At 65.7% G+C, this 17,871-nt stretch carries 13 protein-coding genes; 11 read left to right on the top strand and 2 right to left on the bottom strand.

Going from position 1 to position 17,871, the window contains the following annotated elements; translation table 11 throughout:
* Window positions 1-59: 59 nt before the first annotated feature.
* The 9 genes from ASD73_RS16340 to ASD73_RS16380 all read left to right on the top strand — a co-directional run bounded on the left by ASD73_RS16340 (window position 60) and on the right by ASD73_RS16380 (window position 11,946).
* Window positions 60-1,589, top strand: a complete 1,530-nt coding sequence (locus tag ASD73_RS16340) for a tryptophan halogenase family protein (RefSeq protein WP_056374010.1) — start codon at window positions 60-62, stop codon at window positions 1,587-1,589.
* Window positions 1,590-1,601: 12 nt separating this feature from the next.
* Window positions 1,602-2,321: a SapC family protein gene (locus ASD73_RS16345; RefSeq protein ID WP_056374013.1), complete on the top strand. Its 720-nt coding sequence runs from the start codon at window positions 1,602-1,604 to the stop codon at window positions 2,319-2,321.
* Window positions 2,314-3,345 carry a cupin-like domain-containing protein gene (locus tag ASD73_RS16350; RefSeq protein WP_056374015.1) on the top strand — a complete coding sequence of 344 codons (1,032 nt, stop codon included), beginning with the start codon at window positions 2,314-2,316 and terminating at the stop codon, window positions 3,343-3,345. Before ASD73_RS16345 ends, ASD73_RS16350 begins: the two co-directional genes overlap by 8 nt.
* Window positions 3,342-4,838, top strand: a complete 1,497-nt coding sequence (locus ASD73_RS16355) for a tryptophan halogenase family protein (protein ID WP_056374017.1) — start codon at window positions 3,342-3,344, stop codon at window positions 4,836-4,838. Before ASD73_RS16350 ends, ASD73_RS16355 begins: the two co-directional genes overlap by 4 nt.
* A complete protein-coding gene (locus ASD73_RS16360) occupies window positions 4,835-5,782 on the top strand; it encodes a glycoside hydrolase family 16 protein (protein ID WP_082521643.1) in 948 nt (315 codons plus the stop codon). The genes ASD73_RS16355 and ASD73_RS16360 overlap by 4 nt, the downstream gene beginning before the upstream one ends.
* Window positions 5,782-6,846, top strand: a complete 1,065-nt coding sequence (locus tag ASD73_RS16365; protein ID WP_156377439.1) for a LacI family DNA-binding transcriptional regulator — start codon at window positions 5,782-5,784, stop codon at window positions 6,844-6,846. The genes ASD73_RS16360 and ASD73_RS16365 overlap by 1 nt, the downstream gene beginning before the upstream one ends.
* Entirely contained in the window at window positions 6,839-8,032 is a 1,194-nt protein-coding gene (locus tag ASD73_RS16370) for an MFS transporter (RefSeq protein ID WP_056374021.1), read from the top strand. Before ASD73_RS16365 ends, ASD73_RS16370 begins: the two co-directional genes overlap by 8 nt.
* Before the next feature lie 89 nt (window positions 8,033-8,121).
* A complete protein-coding gene (locus tag ASD73_RS16375) occupies window positions 8,122-10,605 on the top strand; it encodes a glycoside hydrolase family 3 protein (protein ID WP_056375164.1) in 2,484 nt (827 codons plus the stop codon).
* Between the two features lie 48 nt (window positions 10,606-10,653).
* Window positions 10,654-11,946: a sugar MFS transporter gene (locus ASD73_RS16380; RefSeq protein WP_056374023.1), complete on the top strand. Its 1,293-nt coding sequence runs from the start codon at window positions 10,654-10,656 to the stop codon at window positions 11,944-11,946.
* 98 nt (window positions 11,947-12,044) lie between these two features.
* On the opposite strand, the gene ASD73_RS16385 is transcribed toward ASD73_RS16380, so the two are convergent.
* Window positions 12,045-13,166, bottom strand: coding sequence for a sensor domain-containing diguanylate cyclase (locus ASD73_RS16385; RefSeq protein WP_082521644.1), 1,122 nt, complete (start codon window positions 13,164-13,166; stop codon window positions 12,045-12,047).
* Window positions 13,167-13,380: 214 nt separating this feature from the next.
* On the opposite strand from ASD73_RS16385, the gene ASD73_RS16390 reads away from it, so the two are divergent.
* Both ASD73_RS16390 and ASD73_RS16395 read left to right on the top strand, forming a co-directional pair.
* Entirely contained in the window at window positions 13,381-14,739 is a 1,359-nt protein-coding gene (locus ASD73_RS16390; protein WP_056374026.1) for an ATP-grasp domain-containing protein, read from the top strand.
* Window positions 14,736-15,527, top strand: a complete 792-nt coding sequence (locus ASD73_RS16395; protein ID WP_056374028.1) for a sulfite exporter TauE/SafE family protein — start codon at window positions 14,736-14,738, stop codon at window positions 15,525-15,527. The genes ASD73_RS16390 and ASD73_RS16395 overlap by 4 nt, the downstream gene beginning before the upstream one ends.
* Here ASD73_RS16395 and ASD73_RS16400 read toward each other — a convergent pair.
* The gene (locus tag ASD73_RS16400; RefSeq protein ID WP_082521710.1) at window positions 15,524-17,641 is read right to left on the bottom strand and encodes a S9 family peptidase; all 2,118 of its coding nucleotides are present in this window, start codon (window positions 17,639-17,641) and stop codon (window positions 15,524-15,526) included. The two genes, ASD73_RS16395 and ASD73_RS16400, sit on opposite strands and share 4 nt — an antisense overlap.
* Window positions 17,642-17,871: the final 230 nt, after the last annotated feature.

Consider the following 17,871-nt stretch of genomic DNA (forward strand, 5'->3'; position numbering starts at 1 on the left):
TTTTCGGGCGTGGCTCTTTTACGTGACGGCAGCGGCAAGCTGGCTTAGGATCGACGGCAATGAATAGCGCGATCGAGAGGGTTGTCATCGTGGGCGGCGGCACCGCCGGCTGGCTCGCGGCTTGCCTTCTCGCCAGCGCGCGCCGCGCCGTAAAGCTCGACGTCACGCTGATCGAGGCGCCCGACATCCCGACGATCGGAGTCGGCGAGGGAACCTGGCCGACGATGCGCGCGACGCTGTCGGCGATCGGGATCGCCGAGGCCGAATTTCTTTCCGCCTGCGACGGATCGTTCAAGCAGGGATCGCGGTTCGACGGCTGGGTGACCGGCGCCGAGGGCGACCGATATCTGCACCCGTTCACGTCGCCGCCCGCCGCACCGACCGCCGAGTTGCTCGCGGCCTGGCGGGCGGGGGCGCCCGACCTGCCGTTTGCGGCGGCGATGACCGCGCAGGCGCATGTCTGTGCATCCGACCTCGCGCCGCGCCAGCGCGCGATGCCCGACTATCAGGGTGCGGCGAATTACGCCTATCACCTCGACGCCGGCAAGTTTGCGGCGCTGCTTGCGATGCATGCGGTCCGGCGGCTCGGCGTGCGCCACATATCGGACCATGTCGTCGATGTGGTGCGCGACGATGAGGGCGGCATCGCATCGGTCGCGACGCGCCAGAACGGCGATATTGCGGGCGACCTGTTCATCGACTGCAGCGGGCACGCATCGCTGCTGATTGGCGAGCATCTTGGCGTCGAGTGGATCGATCGCGGCGATGTCCTGTTCAACGACCGTGCGCTCGCGGCGCAGGTTCCGGTTGCGCCCGGCAGCCCGATTGCGTCGCAGACGGTGTCAACCGCACACGCCGCAGGCTGGATCTGGGATATCGGATTGCCGGGACGCCGCGGTATCGGCTGCGTCTATGCCAGCCGCTTCATGGACGACGATACGGCGGAGGCGACCTTGCGCGCGTATATTGCGCGCGCGCTGCCCGATGCGCCCGACGTCCCGGCGCGGCGGTTGAGCTTTCCGACCGGGCATCGCGCGCGCTTCTGGCAGGGCAATTGCGTCGCCGTCGGCCTGTCGGCGGGGTTCATCGAACCGTTGGAGGCGTCGGCGATCGTGATGATCGAATTGTCGCTGAAGGCGCTCATCGACAATTTCCCGGCCCGCCGTGCGGCGATGCCGATCCACGCCGATCGCTTCAACGAGCTGTTCCGCTATCGCTGGGACCGCATCGTCGAGTTCCTCAAGCTCCACTATGCGCTGAGCCGACGCGAGGAGCCCTATTGGCTTGCGCAGCGCGACCCCGCGCACATGCCGCCGCGCCTGACGGAGATGCTGCAATTGTGGCGCGACCAGCCGCCGTCGGCATGGGATTTCCCGCGCGTCGACGAGATTTTCTCCGCCGAAAGCCACCAATATATCCTCTATGGCATGGGCTATCCGGTGCCCGCCGATCTGCCATCGGGCGAGAAGGCAGCCGCTTTGCTTGCCGAGAACCGGCAGCGCGCTCGCGCGCTCGCCGCGGCGCTGCCCGCCAATCGCGACTATCTCGACGCCCTCGCGCCCGGTGCCCATAGCGCCGCAGCGCGATAGGAAAGGAATTTGATGACCCGCCACGCCGTCCTCGACAACAAGACCCACCGCGACCTGCGCATAAGGACCGACGCGGGGGCGGAGCTGGGCGACGACATCATGGCGACGCTCACGGTGCCGAGCGAATTCCGGCGCGTGCAGGCGTATTTTCCGATCCTGTTTCGCCGCGAAACCGGGCGCGAGGATTTCTCCGCGCTGGCGATGTTCGGTTTCCAGAATGGCGAGAATCTGTTCCTCGACGGCGACCGCTGGGACGCGCACTATCGTCCGCTGTCGGTCGCGATCCAGCCTTTCCTGATCGGGCGCCCGGCGAACGGCGACGGTCCCGGTCAGGTTCATATCGACACGGGCCATCCGCGGATTGCTGCCGCGAGCGAGGGTGTTCGGCTGTTCGACGCGGACGGCAACGCGACGCCTTATCTCGACGAGATCGTCGAGCGGCTCGGCGACCTCGACGATGGCTATCGCGAAAGCGCCGCTTTCTATGACGCGTTGCTGGCCTATGATCTGCTCGAACCCTTCAGTCTCGAAGTGACGCTCGACGATGGATCGATCCATTCGCTCGTCGGCTTCCACATCATCGACGAGGCAAAGCTGCGCGCGCTCGATGGTGAGGCGCTCGGCGCGCTCCATGTGGCGGGGCACCTGATGCCGATGTTCATGGCGCTCGCCTCGCTGTCGCAACTGTCAGTACTCGTTGCGCGGAAGAACCGCAGGCTGGGCCGTGGCTGAAGCCGACGCCCCGATTTACAACCGCTTGGCCCCGGTGGCCGAGCGCGAATGGAATAAGGGGACGGGGCTCGACGCGTTGCTGGAAGGCGCGCGCGAGCCCTTTGTCCTTCGCGGCCTCGCCGCCGACTGGCCGCTGGTCGAAGCGGGTAAGCGTTCCGCCCGGGATGCGCGGCGCTATCTGCTCGATCGCGCGCGCGATCGTCCGTTCAAAGTGTCGATCGGTCCGCCGGGCCACGACGGGCGCCTGTTCTACGATGCGGAAATGGAGATGAATTTCCGCATCGGGACCGGCAAGCTCGCCGACATCTTCGCGGGAATCGACAAGGCCGAGGAGCTGGGCGAAAGCCGCACCGTCTATCTCGCGTCGATCGATATCCCGTCGCATTTCGACGGGCTGGACGAAGCGAACAGGATCGATCTGGGCGACCGCGATCCGCTGAAGAGCATATGGATCGGCACGCGCACCCAGATCGCGGCGCACAACGACTTTCCCGACAATCTCGCCTGCTGCACCGTGGGTCGCCGCCGCTTCACGCTGTTCCCGCCGCACCAGTTTCGCAACCTCTATCTGGGGCCGATCGACAACACCCCCGCGGGCCGCGTCGTCAGCATGGTCGATTTCGATGCGCCCGATCTGGCCGCGCACCCGCGCTTCGTCGATGCAATGGCCGAAGCGCAGACGGTCGAGCTTGAGCCCGGCGATGCGATCTTCATTCCGTCGATGTGGTGGCACCATGTCAAGGGGCTCGAAGGCTTCAACATATTGGTCAATTACTGGTGGCGCCGGACGCCGGCTTGGCTCGGCCAGCCGCAGGCGGCGCTGCACCATGCGATCCTCGCGATCCGTGACCTGCCGCCCGAGGACAAGGCGATCTGGCGCGCGCAATTCGACCATTATGTTTTCGACAACGATGACCGCGTCACCGACCATATTCCCGAAACCGCGCGCAGCATCCTCGCCCCGCTTACGTCCGAGACGGCGGGCCGGTTGCGCGCCTTCCTGCTGAGGGCTTTGAGTAAATGAGCGACAAGAAACCTGTCCGTGTCGTTATCGCGGGCGGCGGAACCGCCGGCTGGATGATGGCGGCTGCGATCGCGCGCACGATGGGCCAGACGGTCGACCTGACGCTCGTCGAATCCGAACAGATCGGGACGATCGGTGTGGGGGAGTCCACCATTCCGCCGCTCGTCAATTTCAACCGCATCCTCGGCATCCCCGAGCCCGAATTCATGCGCGCGACACAGGCGACCTTCAAGCTCGGCATCCTGTTCGACAATTGGAAGCATGACGGCGACAGCTATTTCCACAGCTTTGGCCTCTCCGGAAAGGATCACTGGTCGGCGGGTTTCCAGCATTTCTGGCTCAACGCGCGCGAACGTGGGCACGAACAGCCGTACAGCGATTATTGCCTCGAACTCGTCGCGGGGATGGAGGGCAAATTCGCGCACCTGCCCGAAGACCGGATGAACTATGCCTATCATGTCGATGCGACGCTTTACGGGCGCTTCCTGCGCAAGCTCGCCGAGGCCGACGGCTGCAAGCGCCTCGAAGGCAAGATTGCGCGCGTCGAACTCGACGGCGAAAGCGGTGATATCGCGGCGCTGCATCTCGATGGCGACCGGCGGGTCGAGGGTGACATGTTCGTCGACTGCACCGGCTTTCGCGGGCTGCTGATCGACGGCGCGCTGCATGCGGGGTTCGAGGACTGGAGTCACTGGCTGCCCAACGACAGCGCGATCGCCGTGCAGTCGAAGCATCTTCGCGCGCCGCAACCCTATACGCAGGCGATCGCGCACGATGCGGGTTGGCAATGGCGCATCCCGCTGCAGCATCGTATGGGCGCGGGCATCGTCTATTCGAGCGGCTATCTGTCTCGCGACGCGGCCTATGACCGGCTGATGAGCAGCGTTGGCGAGCCGCTGATCGAACCCTTCGACATCAAGTTCAAGGGCGGCGTGCGGCGGAAACAATGGTTCCGCAATTGCGTCGCCGTCGGGCTCGCGGGGGGCTTTGTCGAGCCGCTCGAGGCGACGACGGTGCACCTGATCCAGCGCGCGGTGCTGCGTTTCATCCGCATGATGCCCAACGGGCGCGTCAGCGAGCGCGATGCCGCCGAGTTCAACGACCAGCAACGCGTCGATATCGAGCAGATCCGCGACTTCGTGGTGCTGCATTACAAGGCGACGAACCGCCGCGACAGCCCGTTCTGGCGCCATGTCGCCAACATGCCGGTTCCGGACTCGCTGCAGCAAAAGATCGAACTATTCCGCGAAACCGGCCGTGTGTTCCGCAAATATGAGGAGTTGTTCGCCGAGAATAGCTGGGTGCAGGTGATGATGGGGCAGGGGATCGAGCCGCAAAGCTATCATCCCATCGCCGAAAAGCTGCGTGACGATGAGGTCGAACGGCTGTTCCAGTCGATCCGCGACAATATTGCCCAGACCGTCGCGACGCTGCCCGAGCATCACGCCTATGTCGCGCGTTATTGCGGGGCGGACGTGCCGCAGCCTGCATGATCCGCACCGCGGCGGTCCTGATGCTGGCGGGCGCGTTCGGCGGCAGCGCGGCGGCGCAAGAGCTCGCCGAAGGCGGCTGGCGGCTCGCCTGGTCGGACGAGTTCGACGGTACGGCGATCGACCGCGGAAAATGGGATTTCGACGTCGATTGCTGGGGCGGCGGCAACAACGAGCGGCAATGCTACACCGACAAGCGCCGCAATGCCGCGATTAAGGGCGGCAAGCTGATCATCACGGCCCGCAAGGAGAAAGCGACGGGGCTGGCTTTTCCGCTGGCGCAGCGCGGCGAAGCCGGCAAAGCGAACGCACAGGCGACGCGCGAGTTTACCTCCGCGCGCCTCGTCACGCGCGGCAAGGCGGCGTGGACCTATGGCAAGATCGAAGTGCGCGCCAAACTGCCGCAGGGGCAGGGGACATGGCCCGCGATCTGGATGCTGCCCGAGGACGGCCATTACGGCACCTGGGCTGCTTCGGGCGAGATCGACATATTGGAGGCAGTGAACCTCGGCGTGCGCTGCGACACGTGCGAAGGCGGGATCGAGAACCGCATTCTCGGCACGCTGCATTTCGGCGGCCAGTGGCCGGACAACAAGCATAAGGGCGATGAGACCGCGCTCCCGGCGCCGCTCGACGGTTTTCATGTCTTCGGCATCGTTTGGGAAAAGGGCAGGATCGTCTGGACGGTCGACGGCAAGCCTTACGCAACGCGTGTCGCGAGCGAGTGGTCGACGAGCGGTTCGCGCGATACCGCAGCGCCGTTCGACCGCCCTTTTCACCTGATCCTGAACCTTGCGGTCGGCGGCGGGCTCGCCGAAGACCGCGGGCTGAAGGGAGTGGATGAAAGCGGCTACCCGAAAATTATGGAAATAGATTGGGTTCGCGTATGGCAATGCGGGGACGATGGCGTTAGCGCTTGCGGCAGTACGGGGGATCAAGAAAGATAATGGGGCGTCGGCGGCAGTCGGTTACGATCAAGCATGTTGCGGCCGACGCGGGCGTGTCGCTGCAGACGGTGAGCCGCGTCATCAACAACGAGCCCAATGTCCGGCCCGAGATGAAGGAACGGGTGCAGGCGTCGATCGACAAGCTCGGTTATGTTCCCTCGATCGCGGCGCAGCGGATGAGCGGGTCGCGCTCCTATCTGATCCTCGCGATCAACGACCGCGAGCGCACGATCGCCGACTGGCAGGGGCGGCAGGGGGTCGACTGGGTCGACCAGATGCTGCTCGGCGGGATGCTGAAATGCGCGGAATATGGCTATCGGATGATCTTCGAGCTGGTCGACACGCACAATGATCATGTCGAACGCGAACTGCGCGCGGCGATCGCGGCGCTGCAACCCGACGGGGTGATCCTGACCCCGCCGCATTCGGACAATCCACTGATCGTCGGCCTGCTCGACCAGCAGAAGATTCCGTTCGCGCGCATCGGTTCGCGCGGCGGCGCGGCGGGGATCGCGCTGACGATGGACGACGAGGGATCGGCGCGGCGTGCGACGCGGCACCTGATCGACCTCGGCCACCAGCGCATCGGGTTCATTCCGGGCTCGCCCGAATATAGCCTCAGCCGCTGGCGCATCGACGGCTGGAAAGGCGAAATGGAGGCGGCGGGGCTTGCCACCGACGGGCTGCTTGCCGAGGGCGATTTCACCTATGCGTCGGGTGCCGCCGCGGCGCGGCACCTGCTGGGCGGCGCCAATCCGCCGACGGCGATCATCGCGAGCAGCGACCAGATGGCGCTCGCGACGCTGGAGGTCGCGCGCGACCTTGGCATCGATGTGCCTCGGCAATTGTCGATCGTCAGTTTCGACAACACACCGGTGGTGCGCTTTACCCAGCCGGCGCTGACCGCGGTCGATCAGCCGGTCGCCGAAACCGCGTCGCGCGCGGTCGAACTGATCATCGCGGCGCAACGCGGGGCGCCGCGCCCGACGGAACCGACGCGCGTGCAGGGCGGCCTCGTCCAGCGCGGATCGACCGCAGCGCCGCCTGTCGCCGTCCATGGCTGACGCCGGGACCCCGCGCCGCCAGTCTCTTATTTTCCTTCTGCTTTATGCGCTCGCGTCGGCGGGCGGGGCGATCGCCTATGTTCCCTTCCTGACGATCTGGCTGCCCGGGCGCATGACCCAGCTGGCGGGGACCGCCGACGTGCAGACGCTGGGATATGTCACCTTTTTCGGCGCCGTCGCGGCGAGCGCGGGCGGTATCGGTTTCGGCTGGCTCAGCGATGTAACGCGCAATCGGCGCGGCTGGATATTGGCGGGGCTGGTCCTGACGATCGCCTTGCTGCTGGTTGTTCCGCTGGCGCACGATATCTGGTCGCTCGTTGCGATCATCGTCGCCTGGCAACTCACGCTGAACATGATGCTCGGGCCACTCGCGGCATGGGCGGGCGACCTCGTTCCCGACGAGCAAAAGGGGCTGCTCGGCGGACTGCTCGCCTTTTCGCCGGCGCTCGGCGGCTGGTCGGGATGGCTCGTCACCTGGCCGGGGCTGGTGTCGGCGGAGCAGCGGCTGGTGGTCATTGCGCTGCTGGTGGCGAGCGCCGTCCTGCCGGTGCTGCTGCTTGGCCGTCCGCGCGCGTTCCCCGATCTCACCGCGCCGCCCCCGGCACGCGTTGCCGGCGAGCGGCGGCGGCCGACCGGCCCGGCGGTGCGGATGTGGCTGGCGCGCCTGCTCGTCCAGATCGCCGAGGCGGCGCTGTTCGCCTATCTCTATTTCTGGTTCCGCTCGATCGATCCCGGCATGCACGACAATGAAAAGGCGCGATTGTTCGGCATGGCGCTGACGATCGCGATCCCGATCGCGCTGGCGAGCGGCCGCTTGGCGGACCGCAACGACCGACCCTTTGTACCGCTCGTCGTCGCCGCAGCGGTGTCGAGCCTCGGAATGGTCGGCATGGCATTGGCGACAGGGCTCGACGCGGCGAAGGCGAGCTACCTCGTCTTCGGTATCGCGTCGACGGTGTTCCTGTCGCTCCATAGCAGCCAGACGCTGCGCATCCTGCCGCGGTCGGACCGGCGCGGGCGCGACCTTGGCATCTTCAACCTGACCAATACCGTGCCGTCGCTGATCATGCCATGGCTGACGATCTCGCTCGTCCCGGGTTTCGGTTTCGACGCGCTTTTCCTGTTGCTCGCGACGCTCTCCGCGATCGCGGTGCTGCTGCTCGCGACGATGCCGCGGCTGCGCTGATATAGCCCAAAAACAGAGCGCTTGCTTTCATCCACCCACTATGCGAAGTGAATATTGATAACGTTCACATACGAGGAATGGGAGAGACGATGCGCCGACAGGCATTGGGTATGGCGACCGCGCTGCTGCTGGCAGGAACGGCAACTGCGACCGCACAAACCACGGGAACCGAAGCGGCCAAGGTCCATCCCAAACTGTGGCCCGCGGCCAAAAGCCCCGCCGCGATCTCCGATCCCCAGACCGAAGCGCGGATCGACGCGCTGATAAAGAAGATGACGGTCGAGCAAAAGGTCGGCCAGCTGGTGCAGGCCGACATCAGCACGATCACGCCCAAGGATCTCGAAACCTATCCGCTCGGCTCGATCCTCGCCGGGGGTAACAGCGGCCCCAATGGCAACGAACGCTCGACCGCCGCCGACTGGGCAAAGCTGGTCGGCGATTTCCGCGCGGTGTCGTTGCGTCCGCAGGCGAACGGCGTCGCGATCCCGATCATCTTTGGCGTCGATGCCGTCCACGGCCATAACAATATCCCCGGCGCAACGCTGTTCCCGCACAATATCGGTCTAGGCGCCGCGCGCGATCCCGAGCTGATTCAGCGGATCGGCGCGGTTACTGCCGCCGAAATCGCGGGCAGCGGGATCGAGTGGACCTTCGCGCCGACGCTGGCGGTGCCGCAGGACCTGCGCTGGGGGCGGAGCTATGAAGGCTATACCTCCGATACCAAGCTGATCGCCGAATATGCCAAGGCGATGGTGGTGGGGCTGCAGGGGCCGCTGGTCGCGGGCAAGACGGTCGACGGCACGCATGTCGCGGCAACCGCCAAGCATTTCCTCGCCGACGGCGGGACGTTCGAAGGCAAGGACCAGGGCGATGCCAAGGTCGATGAAAAGGAACTGATCGCCAAGCACGCCATGGGTTACCCGGCTGCGATCGATGCCGGCGCGCTGACCGTGATGGCGAGCTTCTCAAGCTGGCAGGGTGTGAAACATCACGGCAACAAGGGGCTGCTGACCGACGCGCTCAAGGATAAGATGGGCTTTGCGGGCTTCGTCGTCGGCGACTGGAACGGGCATGGGCAGGTTGCGGGATGCAGCGTCGCCGATTGCGCGCAGTCGATCAACGCCGGGCTCGACATGTTTATGGCGCCCGACAGCTGGAAGGGATTGTACGACAGCACGCTGAAACATGCCAAGGACGGTACGATATCGGCGGCGCGGCTCGACGATGCGGTGCGGCGTATCCTGCGCGTCAAATACAAGCTCGGCCTGTTCCCCGAAGGCCATGTCGACCGCAGCGTGGTGAAAGCGGTCGGCACGCCCGAGCATCTGGCGATTGCGCGCGAAGCGGTCGCCAAGTCGCTCGTTCTGCTGAAGAATAACGGCAGCGTGCTGCCGATCAAACCCGGCGCACGCGTGCTCGTCACCGGCCCCGCCGCCGACAGCATGGCGATCCAGTCGGGCGGCTGGACAATCAGCTGGCAGGGAACCGACGTCACCCACGCCGACTTCCCGAACGGTCAGACGATCTGGGAAGCGCTGAACAAGTCGGTGCGCGATTCGGGCGGCGTCGCGACGCTGTCCGACGGCGGCGTGTATAAGGAAAAACCAGACGTCGCGATCGTCGTGTTCGGCGAGGCGCCCTATGCGGAATTCCAGGGTGACGTCGCGACGCTCGACTATCAGCCGTCGGAGGCGACCGACCTCGCGACGCTCAAGAAGCTGAAGGCCGCGGGCATTCCCGTGGTCGCGCTGTTCCTGTCGGGACGGCCGATGTTCACCAACCCCGAAATCAACGCCGCCGACGCGTTCGTCGCGGGCTGGCTGCCGGGGTCGCAGGGCGCCGGCGTCGCCGACGTGCTCGTCGCGGGCAAGGACGGCAAGACACCGCGCGCCTTCACCGGCACTTTGCCCTTCGCCTGGCCCGCCGATGCGCGGTCGCCGGTCGAAAAGCCGCAGTTCGCGGTTGGCTATGGCCTGAAATATGGCGCCAGCACGACCGTCCCGCAGCTGTCCGAGGAATTGGGCGTCGACATTGCGGCAGCGCTGAACGTCGAGAACTTCTTCTCGGGCGGCCGCGCGCGCGCGCCGTGGGTGCTGACGATCACCGACGCGGGCGGATCGCGCCCGGTGGAATCGCCGCCCGTATCGAGCCCCGGCGGGTTGATCGCCGCGCGTTCGGTCGATGTGCGGGCGCAGGAGGATGGCAAGTCCTTCGTCTGGACGGGCCCCGCCGCGCTGCACCTCAGCGGCCCCTATGCGGACCTGTCGCGCCAGCTCAACAACAGCTTCGCGCTCCGCGTCGACTGGCGGGTCGATGCGATCGGCAGCGCCCCCGTCACTCTCGCGCTCGGTGGCAAGGCGTTCGACATCTCGGCCGCGGTCAAGGCGGCGTCAAAGGGGCAGGTGTCGACGATCAAGGTGCCGCTCCGCTGCTTCGCTGACGCGGGCGCCAATCTGCGGCAGGTCGACTATGCCGTCTCGATCCAGAGCAACAAGGGCTTCGCCGCGACACTGCTGAATACGAATGTGGAAGCGGTTGGGGAGAATCTGCCTTGCCCGCCCGCGGTAAAGTGACAAGACCAGTATCCGGGTTAGCCTGAGACAAGGCAAGGGAGAGAGATAATGGCATTAGCGCCGAACGTCGCGACGAACGCGGTCGAACAGCCAGGCAAGGGCGGTAACAGCACGCGCGTGGTGCTGATACTCGCCTTCGCGGTGTTTTTCCTGCTGGGCGGGGTAACCAACATCAACGACTTGCTGGTCGGTAAGTTCAAGCCGATGTTCCACCTGACGCATGCGCAGGCGAACCTGGTGCAGATGGCGTTTTTCATCGCCTATGGCGCCTTTTCGATCCCCGCCGGCATTATCATGTCGAAACTCGGCTATATCCGCACTTTCGTGCTCGGGTTCATCATCGTGGCGGCGGCCGCCTTCCTCTTCATCCCGGCTTCGGCCGCGGCCTCCTACCCCGGCTTCCTCGCGGCGCTCTTTTGCATCGGCGCGGGGATCACGGTTCTGCAAGTGGCGATGAATCCGGTGATCACGACGCTGGGGCCGGTCGAGACCTCGCACAGCCGGCTGACCTTTGCGCAGGCGTTCAATTCGATCGGGGTGTTCCTGATGGTCTATGGCGGCGCGACCTTCCTGCTCGGCGATGAACAGCCGATCGACGCCGAGACCGCGAGCGAGGCGCAAATTCAAGCCTATCGCGTCGCTGAGGGCGCGTCGATCGGCACCGCTTATATGTGGCTCGGGGTGCTGATGCTGGTGATCGCGGCGGTGTTCTGGATGTATCGGTCGGCGATCGATCACGCCAAAGCCGACGATGTGAAGCTCGAGGGCACCTGGGGCTTGCTGACCCACAACCGCCGCGTCCAGTTCGGCGCGCTGTGCATCTTCGTCTATGTCGGCGCCGAAGTGGCGATCGGTTCGAACCTGATGGCCTATCTGGCTGAGCCGAGCGTGATGGGGCTGGGGCTCCAGGCGGCGGGCAAGCTGGTTGCGATGTACTGGCTGGGCGCACTGGTCGGTCGGTTGCTCGGCGGTTTTATCCTGCGACTGGCGAAACCCGGACGCGTGCTCGCGACCTTTGCGGCTGGCGCGATTTCGCTGATCATTCTGTCGGCGGTGACGACGGGCGCGCTGTCGGGCTGGGCGCTGATTCTGGTCGGCTTCTGCAACTCGCTGATGTTCCCGACGATCTTCAGCCTCGCGACCGAGGGGCTGGGCGAACGGACGCCGCAGGGGTCGGGCATCATGTGCACCGCGATCATCGGCGGGGCGATCGTCCCATTCCTGTTCGGAACGGTGGCCGATCTCAGCGGCGACATCCGGCTCGCGCTGACGGTCCCGCTGATCTGCTATGCGATCATCGCGAGCTTCGGGCTGTGGGCGGCGCGTCCGGCGACCGCGTAACGGTCGAGCGGTGCCGTTGACGAATAAAACCGCGGGCGATCGCGCGCTGGTGCGCAATCGCCCGCGGCCTCCCGCCCCCTCGCGGGAATGCCCGAAAATCAGGCCGGATCGGCGATTTCGATCCGGTTTCGTCCGCCGGCCTTGGCCTCGTAGAGCGCGGCGTCGGCGGCCTTGAGTGCGGCGCGCGTGTCGCCATAGCCAAAGACATCGGCCACCCCGCCCGAGAAGGTGATCTGGCCAAAGGGCTCGTCGGTCTTGCGGTTGATCAGGCGCCGGTCGGCAAGCGCCTCGCGCGCGTCGTCGAGCTTCTCGGCCGCCTGCGACGGGGTCAGGCCGCGGAACAGCATGACGAACTCTTCGCCGCCGTGGCGCGCGACATGGCAATGATCGTTCGAGATCCGCGCCAGCGTGTCGGCGATCGCCTTGATGACGCGGTCGCCCGCGTCATGGCCGTGGATGTCGTTGACCTTCTTGAACTCGTCGATGTCGCAAAAGGCGACGCTGAGCGGTTCGCACACCGCGCGCGCTTCCTTGTGGTGCCGGTCGAGCAGGTTTTCGAACGCCCGGCGGTTGGGCAGGCCGGTCAGATAATCGACCTCGGCATCGCGCTTGGCGCGTTCGAGGCTCCTGCGTAGTGCTTTCGCCTCATCCTCGCTCTTGCGCATGTCGTCCTCGGCCTTGCGCGTGCGGTCGAGCATGACCTTGGCAAGGTCGGCGAGATTCGAGACGATACGCCCGGTTTTCTGCAATTGTTCGAGGTCGATGACATGCTGTTCGAGTTCGGTGCCATAGTCGCTGGTGACGGTGCGGGCTTCTTTGGTGTTCGCGTGGAAGGATTCGAGATTGGTTTCAAGCCGGGTCATCAGGCGGTCGAGATCGGCGCGGTCGGGAAGGCCGATGTCCTGTTCGCCAAGCTCGTCGAGCCAATTCTGATTGATGCCGGCCGCCGATTGCGCCTGCGCGATCACCTGCCGCGCGAGCCGGGGATTGCGGCCCGAAAAGGCGCTGTGCGCGAGCAGCAGATTGGCGGGCGACACGTCGAGATCATTGTCGACGAGGAAGGAGGTGATCGAGGCGGCGAGTTCATATCGCGCCTGCCGCACAAGGTCGAACGGGGGCGCATGGCCGCCTTCGGAGGGAGCGCCGCGCGATTGGCGAAGCCCCAGCCAACCCAGGAACCGTCCTACCGGTTCGTTCGATTGTGTCGCTTTGGTGGTCATGCGATATTTAACGAGCGCGAAGGGAAAGATTTAAGGCCGATTGGCGCCGGAGAAGGCATATTCTCGGGCGGAATTGGTCCGGTTCGGAGCGATCGGCTCAATCCAACCGGCAAATCAGGGGCTTAACCGAAAGTTCCGCATGAACGATTGCACGAACGGGATATTCTCTGGCACTGAGCATATGCGTTCGACCAGAAGTTGAAGGAGCCGATCGTTGCTGGGCTGGATATTCTTCCAACGGGATCTCGATCCGGCCCTGCCGGAGGTCCCCGAAATCCTGCGGTTTCAGGAGACCGCGGCGGCGCGCGGGATCGAACTGCACGTCCTGAAACCCCATAATTTCGATATCGTCGCGGCGCCGGTCGAGGGCTGGTCGGTGCATTATGAAGGCCATTCGCTGGCCCGGCCCGACTTCATTCTGTGCCGGACGGGCGCCGAGACCGACTATTTCACGCTCGCGGTGCTCCGCCATTTCGAACGCCGCGGCGTGCGCCTCATCAATGGCCCCGAAGCCATCGACCTCGTCGCCGACAAACTCCACACGATGCAGCGGCTCGCGCGCGCTGGCCTGCCCATTCCGGCGACGATCCTCGGCAAATTCCCCATCGGGGTCGACATCGTCGAGGAGGAGTTGGGCTTTCCGCTGATCGTCAAGACGCTGCGCGGTACGCGCGGCACCGGCGTCCTCAAATGCGAGGATCGCACCCAGTTCGAAGATCTGGCGGGGCTGCTCGAAAGCGCCGACGCCAAGGCCGATTTCCTGTTTCAGCATTATGTGCGGTCCAGCCACGGACGCGACGTGCGCGTGCTCGTGATCGGCGGCCGCGTGATCGCCGCGATGGAGCGGCGCTCGCCTGCGGGCCATTTCAAATCCAATGTTTCGCTCGGCGGCGTCGGTATTGCCCATACCCCGACGGGCGAAATGGCCGACCTTGCCGCGCGCGCCGCCGACACGCTGGGGCTGGAGGTCGCCGGGATCGATATCCTGTTCGACAATGAGGGATACCGGATCTGCGAGGCGAACAGCGCCCCGGGGTTCCAGGGGCTGGAGCGCGCGTGCAGCATCGATGTACCGGGCGCGATCTTCGACTGGATCGAGGCGAGCCACGAGGTGCAGGACCGGCCGATCAAGGCGGTGACCGGCGAGGCGCTGATCGACCTGGTGTTCGGCGGCCGGCTCAGCCTGCGCGCGGTCGGCGACCGGCTCGAGGAACCGCGCGCCTTTGCCCGCGCGGTCGGTGTCCGGCTGGTCGGCGCGGGCGTGGGATCGGTGCTGTCGTCGCTGACTCCGGGGCGGCGGGCGGCGCCGCACAGTCCGGTCGCGCGCCGCCTCGAAGCGCTGCGCGCCGATGCGCGCGGCGTCCCGCTCGCGGTTGCCACCGATATCGATCAGGAACAGATTTTTCTGACCGTGCTCGGCGTGTCGATCTGGGCCGCGGTGCTGCCCTGGCTCGCGGGCGGCGAACCGCTCTTTGCCGGGGCGCTGTCATTGATTGCGCTCTGCTTCCCCGCCGTTTTCCTCTTCACGCGCCGGACTCCGAAAACCGCGCGCCGGCGGCCCGTCGTGCAATGACGATATTCGACGGGCTGACGCTCTGGGCACTGCTGCCCTTCATCTTCGTGGGATTTGCGGCGCAGTTGATCGACAGCGCGCTCGGCATGGCGTTCGGCGTCATCGGCACCGCGCTGTTGCTCGTGCTGGGCTTGCCGCCGGTGTCTGCTTCGGCGGCGGTGCATGTCGCCGAAAGCTTCACCGGCGGCGTGTCGGGACTGGCGCATGCGATGCAGCGCAACGTCGACTGGCGGCTGTTCCGTCGTCTTGTCGTCCCGGGGATAGTCGGCGGGCTGATCGGCGTATGGATTTTGACCAATATCGACAACAGCATCGCGCGGCCCGTCGTGCTCGCCTATCTCGGCGCGGTCGGCATCTATCTGCTGTGGCGCGGCGCGCGGCGCCCGCAAACCTATCGCAGCATCAAGTTCGTCGGGCCGCTCGGGCTGATCGGCGGGATCGCCGATGGATCGGGCGGCGGCGGGTGGGGGCCGATCGTCAGCGCCAATCTGCTCGCGCAGGGCGCCGAGCCGCGCACCGTCATTGGCACGGTGAACGCGTCCGAATTCTTCGTCACCGTGACGATCGCGGCGGGGTTCATCGGCACGATGGGCTGGCAAAGCTTCAGCACCGCGGCGATCGGTCTGTTGATCGGCGGCGTCATTGCCGCGCCGATCGGGGCGTATCTGGTCCGCCGCCTGCGCGCCGACTGGCTGGTCGGCGCCGCGGGCGTGTTGCTGCTGCTCGCCAGCGCCTATGGCTTCATCGCGCTGATGTTCGACCCGGTGCCTTCGTTCCGCGGGTTCTAGACGCAGTGCATCGCAAAGGCCCAGAACAGCGCTTTCTGCCGATATTCGCTTTTCAGGTCGCCGCTGCCCTGATGGCCGCTATCCATATCGGTGTGCAGAAGCGCGGGGTTGCCGCTCGTCGAGCGGCGCCGCACTTCGGCGACGAGCTTGGCGGGCTCCCAATAGGCGACGCGGTCGTCCTTGAGCCCCGCGGTGCAAAGCAGGGGCGGATAGGCGGTCGCCCGGACATTCTCATAGGGTGAGATCGAGGCGATATAGTCATAGGCTTTGGGGTCGGCGAGCGGATCGCCCCAGTCGGGACGGAACAGCGGCACGAGCGGATGCGCGCCGTCGCTCATTGTGTTGAGCATGTCGACGAACGGCACCTGCGCGATCACGCCGCCCCACAAGGTCGGGGCGATGTTCATGCTCGCGCCGACGAGCAACCCGCCCGCCGACAGGCCGTAAGCGACCACCTTGCCCTTTGACGTATAGCCCTCGGCCGCGAGATGTTCGGCGCAGGCGATGAAATCGGTGAAACTGTTGCGCTTGGTGAACTTGCGCCCGCCGAGGAACCAGCGGCGACCCTTTTCAGACCCGCCGCGCACATGCGCGATGGCATAACGCCAGCCGCGGTCGACGAGCGCGAGCGCGGGGATCGAAAATTCGGGGTCGCTCGGCACACCGTACGAGCCATAGCCATATTGGAGCAGCGGCGCCTTGCCGTCCTTTGGCGCTCCGCGGCGCGAGAGCAGCGTGATCGGCACCATTTCACCGTCGGGGGCGGGGGCGAACAGGCGTTCGACCTCATAATCGTCGGGGTCGAAACTGGCGACCGCCTGTTGCTGGACGACATTCTGCTTGCCGCTGACCAGATCGATGCGGATCCACCGGCGCGGCGATTTGGGCGACTGGTGGACGATCATCACCGACGATGCGCCATAGCTTTGCTCGGACGGCAGTTCGATCGCATAGGCGGGATCGTCGAAGGCAACCGCCCGTTCCGATCCGTCGGGGCGCAGGATGACGAGCCGGTGGAGGCCATCGACGCGTTCGAGGCGCACCAGCGCATTCTTGAACGGCAGGATTTGGAGGATCGGCGTTCCGGCGCGGTGCGGGGCGAGCACCCCGAGCGTCCGAAAATTCTTCGAGTCGAGACGCAGCAGCGCCATGTCGAATGCATCATCGGCATCGGTGAGCGCGATCAGCCCGCCGTTCCACTCGTCGATGTCGTAGAGCACGCCCGTCTTGCGCGGCCAGACGATGGCGGGGGCGGCGGTTTCGTCGGCCGCGGATACCAGCCGCACTTCGGCGGTCTCGGGGCCGGCGAGGGTCAGCGCGATGAAGCCGTCGGCGGCCGTGCGCTTCACCTGCATGAAGATCGCCGGGTCCCTTTCCTCATAGACGAGGTCGGTGATCTTGCCGTCGACCGAGGTGCGATAGAGCCGCGTCGGGCGGTTGCGCGCATCGCGCCAGATCCAGAACAGCCAGCGCGACGAGGGCGCGAAGGCGAGCCCGCCATAGCCATAGGCATCTTTGTCGACGATCGTGCGAATTTCGCCACTCTGATTGTCGCGAATGACAATGCGGTGGCGGTCGTTGCCGATCACGTCCTCGGCCCAGGCGAAATAGCGGTGGTCGGGGCTCGGCTGGTGCCCGGTGCTGCGGAAATAGGGCTGGCCCTTGGCGCGCGCCGCCTCGTCGACGAGCTGCTCGGGCTTTCCGCCCTTCCTGCTCCGCGTGTAGATCGCATGCGCCGCGCCCGCGGGCCGGGCCGATCCATAGTCCCAGCCGTCCTTTTCGAGCGCGGGGGCTGCCATGTCGCCCGATGCGCGGGCCAGCATCGCGTCGAGCAGCTTCGCGCGCTCGCCGGCCAGCGGCGCAAGGATCGCGTCGGCATAGTCGTTTTCGGCCTTCAGCATCGTGCCGACGGCCTCGGGCAAATTATCGCGCGACCGCTCACCATTGGCGGGGATGAACTTCATCCAGCTATAGGCATCGTCGCGCCGGCGGCCCAATTGATCGATCACATGCGAGATACGCGGCGATTGCGGCGGCGCGATTTTGGGCCAGCGCCCGGTGCCGCCCTGATCCAGCGCCCATGCCGCGCGATTTCCCAGCAGGAGTGCGGCCATCGCGGCGCTCCCCATAAACGCGCGCCGACCCTTGTTCTCGATATTCTGCATGCGACCCTCTCTCGCCCGGTGGGGATGTCGCGTCCAGTGTATGTCGCGCCGGTTGGCGTACTGCGCCGATCAGGCCGCCCAATCCATCGATTGGGCAAATTGGCCGCAAGCCCTCACGAAACCGTGCTTTCCTCAGCAAAGCTGCTGGCCCGATACGGCTGGAAACTGGCCCGACCATC

Source organism: Sphingopyxis sp. Root154, from assembly GCF_001427105.1.
Classification (GTDB): Bacteria; Pseudomonadota; Alphaproteobacteria; order Sphingomonadales; family Sphingomonadaceae; genus Sphingopyxis.

Bases quoted from the DNA above. Each gene is read 5' to 3' on its own strand.
- ASD73_RS16400 (WP_082521710.1), bottom strand. From the start codon at position 17,641: ATGGCCGCACTCCTGCTGGGAAATCGCGCGGCATGGGCGCTGGATCAG.
- ASD73_RS16360 (WP_082521643.1), top strand. From the start codon at position 4,835: ATGATCCGCACCGCGGCGGTCCTGATGCTGGCGGGCGCGTTCGGCGGC.
- ASD73_RS16395 (WP_056374028.1), top strand. From the start codon at position 14,736: ATGACGATATTCGACGGGCTGACGCTCTGGGCACTGCTGCCCTTCATC.
- ASD73_RS16385 (WP_082521644.1), bottom strand. From the start codon at position 13,166: ATGACCACCAAAGCGACACAATCGAACGAACCGGTAGGACGGTTCCTG.
- ASD73_RS16345 (WP_056374013.1), top strand. From the start codon at position 1,602: ATGACCCGCCACGCCGTCCTCGACAACAAGACCCACCGCGACCTGCGC.
- ASD73_RS16365 (WP_156377439.1), top strand. From the start codon at position 5,782: ATGGGGCGTCGGCGGCAGTCGGTTACGATCAAGCATGTTGCGGCCGAC.
- ASD73_RS16380 (WP_056374023.1), top strand. From the start codon at position 10,654: ATGGCATTAGCGCCGAACGTCGCGACGAACGCGGTCGAACAGCCAGGC.
- ASD73_RS16355 (WP_056374017.1), top strand. From the start codon at position 3,342: ATGAGCGACAAGAAACCTGTCCGTGTCGTTATCGCGGGCGGCGGAACC.
- ASD73_RS16375 (WP_056375164.1), top strand. From the start codon at position 8,122: ATGCGCCGACAGGCATTGGGTATGGCGACCGCGCTGCTGCTGGCAGGA.
- ASD73_RS16340 (WP_056374010.1), top strand. From the start codon at position 60: ATGAATAGCGCGATCGAGAGGGTTGTCATCGTGGGCGGCGGCACCGCC.
- ASD73_RS16370 (WP_056374021.1), top strand. From the start codon at position 6,839: ATGGCTGACGCCGGGACCCCGCGCCGCCAGTCTCTTATTTTCCTTCTG.